This is a genomic window from Succinimonas sp. (assembly GCF_045225735.1).
GTDB lineage: Bacteria > Pseudomonadota > Gammaproteobacteria > Enterobacterales > Succinivibrionaceae > Succinimonas.
The window spans coordinates 1-7,885 of sequence record NZ_JBGVBR010000095.1; the positions used below are offsets into that span (position 1 = coordinate 1).

Below are 7,885 nucleotides of genomic sequence, written 5' to 3' on the forward strand. Positions count from 1 at the left end.
AGAGAAGGAGCAGGTTATCAGACGTTTGGAGTCATCGGTGTAGGCGCAGGGTTTTTCGTTGGCGGATACGTATTTCTCCGGAAGATCCTTCATAGCGGCACATGCGGGATCGTTATCACAGTCAAGAGCGGCCCTGACAAGAGCTCCGGCATCAACGACGCCGAAGCCGTACCAGTTGGAGAACCGGAAGCCCGCGGCATTATCCTGCCAGCCGTAGTCAAGGGTGACTTTTTCTTCGTAAAAGTCATCATCCGCCTCCAGAGGGGTCAGAGCCAGTGCGGGCATCACCGTGTCATTGCGGGAGGTTTTGGCCAGAAGATAGCGGAGCTCAGATACCGTCATGTGAGGCCGGGCCTGATACGCTAGGGCCACAGCGCCGGACACCGAAGGTGCGGCAGATGAGGTGCCGTTCATGGTATTGGTGTAGTAATTATTATCCTCGTTTCTCCAGGAGGAATCTTTATCAGGATCCTCAAATTCTCCGGGATCATAGCTGGTCAGGGTGGTTACTATGGCAGCGCTGGATTTGGTTCCTGGCGGGTCTGTTACATCATCTCCGAATTCGCCGCCGAAGCCGGTAACCCACAGATTTGCTCCGGTGGATCCGTAGGAGGCCTTAACCCCCAGAGAGTTCAGAGCGCCAACATGAATATTAAAGGGATAACGCGCCTTAGGATCCGTCTGTTTGAATTCGCAGTCCGTTTTAGCTTTTAAGCAGATGCTTGCGGAGTAAGGCTTATCATCCAGGTCTTTGCCGTCTTTGAACTCATTCCCCTGCGCGTGGATAAAGGGGATATTATTTTCATAAAGAGCTTCAAAAAGATCCCAGATCGCCGGGATATGGTAGGTGATAAGATCCGCTCCGATACTGGCATTTACCAGATTAAGATGATCCATTTTCAGCATGGCGCCCAGAATCAGCGTTTCGTCGGTATCCTTTTTGAAGGATGTCAGGTATGAATTAAACGCCACGCCCCTGCCGCCGAGATGGTTCATGCCCGAGGATGCGGCAATACCGGCTACAGAGGTGCCATGATGGACATTGGCATTTTCCTTGAGGGCCTCAAGGGAGAGGCCGGTATTGATTAAATCCGCGGTGCCGGGAATGCCGGGATCATAAACGCGATCCCGGAGATCCTCATGATTAATATCCACCGGAGAATCATAAAACGCCACGTAAACTCCGGATCCGTCCACCTGCTTTTTCTCTTCCGGAAGAATAATGCGCCAGGCGGGGATCACGTTAAGATCGATTTTATTAAGAGGAGGATCGGTAACGCCGTAGGGGTTCTGGCCGATATTCCGGAGATGCCACTGATCCGGGAACAAAGGGTCGGTAACGGCGAAGGTCTGCTTGACCTTCCGGGTTCTGCCATCGGAAAGAGTGGCGCGGAAGGTTTCGGTAAAGGCCTTCATGCTGCTGTCTTCTTCGTCATTGACAGCATTCTCATTAATAGCATGGTCATTAAGAGAATTGTCAGCATCAGACTCATCTGACGCAAAATTTTCTTCCGAGTATACATAATACCATTGATTGGCTTCGGCTTCTTCTCCGGTTACGGGATTAACCGAGGTTACGTCGCCGTGTTCAGCGCGGAGCTCCAGAAGGTGGCGATCGGCCTTGATTTTGTAAGGCTTTCCGGTGGCAAGGTCGCCCTCTTCCACGACAGTAAGCTTTACGCCGTCATTGATCCAGTTTTTGGAATCATCGCAGCCGGAAAGCGCAGAAGCGGTCAAAATCATGGCAGACACGGCAGCGGCCATTCTGGCGATGCGAAGCCCTTTTTTGCAGATTGATTTCATTACGGAACGCTCCTTGATCTTATTTCAGTTCAGCCTTGATGCCGTAGGAAAATGCCGGGGATACCTTAATAACTCCCGGGATATCCCTGAGCTCCTTAACCTTGGTTCTCCAGGAATCATAGTCGGAAACCGTTACCTCCCAGAGTCTTTCCGAGAGCTTTACGGCCCCCAGTTCCTCCGGAAGCTGGCAGGGATTTTTCCGGGAACACTTCACAAAGATTTTGTCCAGAATAACGTAGCTCCGGCCTTTGTTTTTCTTCACAAAGGCCAGGTGACGGGGATTCTTCTCCCCGGGGATCACGTCATAGTCGTTGAGACTGCCCAGGGTTTCCCGGGGAGACTGGGTCTGAGCCTGAGAATTAGCCTTTTCCGTGAGAGCGAAATTGCCGGTATAGATTACCGCATTCTTTTTCTGAATCACGCCGTCATCTGCCAAAGCTGCATTGGCAAAGGATACACTGGTCATAAGCATGGCCGCCGTTAAAAAAACTGGTAGACTGATCTTCTTAAAGGTTAATGTCATAAACGAATCTCCGCTGGTTTATAAAAAGAGGCATTTTCTCAAAAATCCGCGTTGCCGGGAAACAGAATCAGCGCCGGCAGTTTTCTGATTATAATGTTTTTTCGGACTTCTGGTCCGATGACCGGACCAAAAAAACATGCATCTGCAAATTAGCGAGTACTTCCGAACAGAAATCACTTACCTCCTGCGGCCGTAGACGGTAAGATGCATGTTCTTATTAAGCTTATCCACGTCAATCTGGCAGACGCTTCTCACGTTCAGACGGTACTTCCTGTCCGGATCCTCTCTGAGGGGTTCCTGATAGAAGGCGGAGGTGGCGATATCCAGAGGTTCCAGGTGTTCATCATAAGATGGAATGTCAGAACCGGATCGGTAATCCCAGTTGGCATAAACGGGCTTCAGCAATGATTTGGTACCGGACTCTGATTCCGCAATAAGTTCCAGAAAAGCATTGGCCGTATATACAGCACCCATTCGGTCTTCGTTGTGTTCTGTTTTTTCTTCATCTTCCGCGGAAGCTGCAAGTTCACAGTCCTCTATAATGCCCTCCGGCAGGTAATTAAGACCGGAAACATCATAGGTGAGAGCATCAACAATAAGCTCGTTCCGGCCCAGTTCCTCACCTTCTTCGTTTTGGAAATCGGAGAAGGCGCAAGTGATCAGGCGTTTGGAGTCATCGGTGTAGGCGCAGGGATTTTCGTTGGCTGATACATATTTCTCCGGAAGCTCCTTCATGCCGGAGCATACAGGATCCTTATCGCATTCGAGAGCGGCCTTCACCAGAGCTTCGGCATCCGCCACGCCGAAGCCGTACCAGTTGGAGAATCTGAAGCCTGCGGCATTATCCTGCCAGCCGTAATCAAAGACGATTTTTTCATCGTAAACGTCATCCTCAGCCTCCAGCGGACTCAGAGCCAGCGCGGGCATCACCGTGTCATTGCGGGAGGTTTTGGCCAGAAGATAGCGGAGCTCAGATACCGTCATGCGAGGCCGGGCCTGATACGCCAGGGCCGCAGCGCCGGACACCGAGGCGGTGGCGGCGGAAGTGCCGTTCATGGTATTGGTGTAATACTTGTTCTCCTCGGTTCTCCAGGGGGAATCTTCATCCGGATCCCTGAAGTCCCGGGGATCATAGCTGGTCAGGGTGGTTACTATGGCAGCGCCGTAACTCCACTCCGGATAACTGGCATGGGCTCCGAATTCTCCGCCGAAGCCGGTAACCCACATATTGGCTCCGGTGGATCCGTAGGAGGCCTTAACCCCCAGGGAATTCAAGGCTCCGACATGAATATTGAAGGGATAGCGCTTAAAAACAGCTGTCTGCGGGAATGTGCAGTCGGTGTGAACTGATAGACATTGTTTGCCGTTTTCGAAATCATTCCCCTGCGAATTGATAAGGGCGATATTATTCTCATAAAGAGCTTCGTAAAGATCCCAGACAGCCGGATCCTGGTAGGTGACAAGTAAGTTGATACTGGCATTTACCAGATTAAGCCGATTCATTTTCAGCATGGCGCTCAGACTCAGCGAGTGGTCGGAATTCATGTTGAATGATGTCAGGTATGAATTAAACGCCACGCCTCTGCCGCCCTGCTTGTTCATGGCCGAAGCGGCGATAATTCCGGCCATGACAGTTCCGTGATAGCCGTCACTATGCTCCTGAAGATATTCCAAAGGGAGGCCGGTATTGATTAAATCTGCGGTGCCGGGAATGCCGGGATCATAGATGCGATCCCGGAGATCCTCATGGTTAAGGTCTATCGGTTGATCCCACACAGCCACATAAACCCCGGATCCGTCGATCTGCTTTTTATCTTCCGGAAGAATAATGCGCCAGGCGGGGATCACGTTAAGATCGATTTTCTTAAGCGGAGGAGCAGTAACGCCGTAGGGGTTCTGGCCGATATTGTAAAGATGCCACTCATCCGGGAACAACGGGTCTGTTACGGCGAAGGTCTCCTGCGTCTCCCGGGTTTTTCCGTCGGAAAGAGTGGCGCGAAAGGTTTCGGTAAAAGCCTTCAGGCTGTTAGCTTCGCCGTCATTGCCGTTGTTATCGCTGCTGTCGATATCACTGTCATAGTTAAGCTCATAGGAAGTAAAATATTCCTCCGGGAGCACGTAGAACCATTCGTTCTCTCCGGCATGCTCTCCGGTTACGGGATTTATCGCTGTTAAGTCTCCGTGTTCGGCCCGAAGGTCCTGAAGATGGCGGCTGGCTCTGATCTTATAGGGCTTTCCGGTAATAAGATCGCCCTCTTCCGCAATCTCCAGCTTTACCTCGTCATTGCTCAGGTTTTTGGAATCCTTGCAGCCGGAAAGGGAAGAACCGGCCAGAATCATGGCAGACACGGCAGCGGCAATCCTGGCGGTGCGGAGCCCTTTTTTGCAGAATATTTTCATGATTGATGTTTATCCCTTATCTCCGTTCATCTTTTAATACGCAGAGAACTCCGGGGATACCATGACTGTCCCCGGAAGAAGCCTGACGCTCTGGTTACAGAGCATCAGCGGGATTCCCGGCGTCCGTATACCGTGAGATGCATTTTCTCGCTGAGACTGTCAATATCAAGCTCGCAGACGCTTTTGAAGCTTAGCTGATAGCGGTTGTCCGGATCCTCGCTTAAGGGTTCCCGGTAGAAGCCCGAAACCGCGAGCTCCAAAGGTTCCATGGCGGCATCATCGGGATCGCTGTCGTCCGGGGCGTAACCGGAACCGTAATCCCAGTTGGCGTAAAGGTTCTTAACCAGTAATGGGGTGCCGGACTGCGATACTGCCCGGATCTCCAGGAGATGATTGACATCGAATACGGCCTGTTTCTTTTCCTCGGAGCCATCCTCGGCGCGAACGGCTTTCTCGCAGGAGTCTGTGAGGCCGGCGGGGAGATAATGAAGTCCGGAAACGTCAAAGGTCATGGCATCTGCCGTAAGAACCGACTCCCCCAGACTGTAACTGTCTTCATCAGCAGAACGGAAATCTGAAAATGAGCAGGTGACATTTCTTTTGGTGTCATCGGTGTAGACGCAGGGATTTGCGTTGGAGGACACATATTTTTCCGGCAGTGACTTAAGTCCGGAGCAGACGGGATCGCTGTCGCAGGAAAGAGCCCCCAGAGCGAGAGCATGGGCATCAATAACACCGAAGCCGTAGTAATCTGAAAAGCGGAAACCGGCGGCATTGTCCTGCCACCCCTGAGAGAGGAGGAAGTTTTCCCCGTAGACATCATCCTGTTCCTCCTGAGGCGTCAGGGCCAGAGATGGCATAACCGTATCGTTCCGGGAGGTTTTGGCCAGAAGATAGCGGATCTGGGAAACCGTAATATCCGGCTTTGCCTGGTATGCCAGAGCCAGCGTCCCGGAAACCGTTGGCGCGGCTGAGGAGGTGCCGTTCATAGTATTGGTATAATACTTGTTCGCTTCGTTTCTCCAGGGGGAATTTGCATCGGGATCTTCATAGTCTTTGGGATCGTAGCCGGTGAGGGCAGTCACTATGGCAGCGCTGGATCTGATTACGGGCGGGTCTGTTACGTCAGCCCCGTATTCGCCGCCGAAGCCGGTAACCCAGATATTGGCGCCGGTACAGCTGTAGGAGGTTTTTTCTCCCAGGGAGTTCAGTGCCCCGACATTGATGTTGAAGGGATAACGGGCCAGGTTGTTGGTCTGGGTGAACTCGCAGTTGGCGTCAGCCAGTTCGCACTGACTGGAGGAATAGGGATTTTTCTCGCTCCTGCCCTCATCGAAGCCGTTTCCCATGGCATGAACTACGGCGATATTGTTTTCAAACAAGGCTTCGTAAAGATCTTCGGCGGCTTCCGAGTTAAAGGTGCGGAGTTCGGCGCCCCAGCTGGCATTGACCAGATTCATGCGCTTTGTCTTGAGTATCAGAGGCAGGGTTATGGTTTCAGAATTTTCGCTGAAGGAGGTCAGCCGGGCGTTAAAGGCGATCCCCCGTCCCCCCAGCTTGTTCATGGCCGCAGCTGCGATGATTCCCGCCACGGATGTGCCGTGAAAGCCCTCGGAATTCTCCTTAAGCATTTCCAGCGGGAGTCCGGTGTTGATCCCCGCACCGGCAATTTCGGGATTATAGATATTGTCCTTTAAGTCCTCATGATTAATATCCACCGGGAGATCGTACACTGCTACATAGATTCCGGAGCCGTCAAGCTGCTCCTTCCGATCCTCCGGGACAGTGCGCCAGGCGGGAATCACGTTAAGATCGATTCCCCTGACCGGATCCTCAGTAACGCCGTAGGGATTCTGACCGATATTGTAAAGATGCCACTGATCTGCGGTCAGGGGATCAGTGATGGCGATATCCTTTTCAACATCCATGTCCGCGCCGTCGGAAAAAGTTACCCGGCATCTTTCGCTGTATGATTTCAGTCTGTCATAGTCCAGGTCATAAGAAGCAAAATAATCCTCCGGGAGAACGTAGAACCACTCGTTTTCTCCGGCCTCCTCCGCTGTTACGGGATTGACCTTCGAAAGCACGCCGTATGAGCAGCTGATCTCCCGGAGACTTTTGTTTGCGATTACCCGGTAAGGCTTTCCGGCAAGGTAATCCCCGTCCCGGAATTCCAGAACGACGTTATTGCCGGAGGAGCTTTTGGATCCGCCGCAGGCCGTCATCATGGTTCCTGCCATAATGACGGTCATGACTGCAGCGGCGCTTCTGGTTAAGCTGAATCTCTTCATGTTCATAATGTGTTTTCCTGTTTTTTATGCGCCTGCCCTACCTCATAACCGGTTTAATGCCGTAGCCATAGGATTCCGACACCTTAATAACGCCGGGGATCTTCCGAAGATCCTCCCGCATGGTTTTCCAGGTCTCATAGTCGGACACCGGCACCTCATAAAGCCGGGAGGACAGCTTCACGGCACGGTACTCCTCCGGGATCGCGCAGGGAGCCTTGCGGGCGCATTTGACAAAGATGCGGTCAAGGATAAGGCAGCCCTGTCCGTTATCTTTTCTGACATAGGCCAGGTGCCGGGGATTCTTCTCTCCCGGCACCACGGCATAATCCCCGAGAGAGCCAATATTAGCCTCCGGAGACTGCGAGACTGCATCCCGGGCGGTCTTTTCAACTACCGTAAAGTTTCCGGTATAGACGGTGGCGTTCTTCTCATGAATCACTCCGGCATCGGCTGCCGCTGCGCCGGCAAAAACCGACGTCAGCGCCAGAAACAGAGACAAACCGAGAGTGTTCCTTTTTACATCAAGCGGCATGGGCATTACCTCCTGAACCTGATAGCAAGTGAGACGTTTCTGAAAATTCTAAAGGGGCGGCACACTTTTGAAAAGGATTTCGTAAAGTCATGACCGGGTTTTGCGATCCTGAAAGGCATCGCAGCCCTGCCCTGAAACCCCTGAAGCGTCATGCCCGAATATCAGGTCATGACGCTCTTTCTCTGTACAGCCATTCCTGCCGGCGGAGGACTTTGGCTTTATTCCTGCTTTTTCCGGCCGTAGACCGTAAGATGCATGCTCTGGTTCAAAGCAGCAAGATCCAGCTTGCAGGGACTCTTAAGGCTCAGCATCCAGGGATTTTCGAGATCCTCCTTC

The 7,885-nt window shown here is 52.3% G+C and carries 5 protein-coding genes; all 5 read right to left on the reverse strand.

Annotation, left to right across the window (positions count from 1 at the left end; genetic code table 11):
- The coding region (locus ACJROR_RS03355; RefSeq protein WP_406545856.1) for a S8 family serine peptidase at positions 1-1,803 on the reverse strand (1,803 nt) is incomplete at its 3' end.
- A gap of 19 nt (positions 1,804-1,822) precedes the next feature.
- Positions 1,823-2,326, reverse strand: a complete 504-nt coding sequence (locus ACJROR_RS03360; protein WP_406545857.1) for a hypothetical protein — start codon at positions 2,324-2,326, stop codon at positions 1,823-1,825.
- A gap of 177 nt (positions 2,327-2,503) precedes the next feature.
- Positions 2,504-4,726 (reverse strand): S8 family serine peptidase, encoded by a 2,223-nt coding sequence (locus tag ACJROR_RS03365; RefSeq protein ID WP_406545858.1) that lies wholly within the window; start codon positions 4,724-4,726, stop codon positions 2,504-2,506.
- Positions 4,727-4,830: 104 nt separating this feature from the next.
- Positions 4,831-7,023, reverse strand: a complete 2,193-nt coding sequence (locus tag ACJROR_RS03370) for a S8 family serine peptidase (protein WP_406545859.1) — start codon at positions 7,021-7,023, stop codon at positions 4,831-4,833.
- A 31-nt stretch (positions 7,024-7,054) separates the two neighbouring features.
- Positions 7,055-7,549, reverse strand: a complete 495-nt coding sequence (locus ACJROR_RS03375) for a hypothetical protein (RefSeq protein ID WP_406545860.1) — start codon at positions 7,547-7,549, stop codon at positions 7,055-7,057.
- Positions 7,550-7,885: the final 336 nt, after the last annotated feature.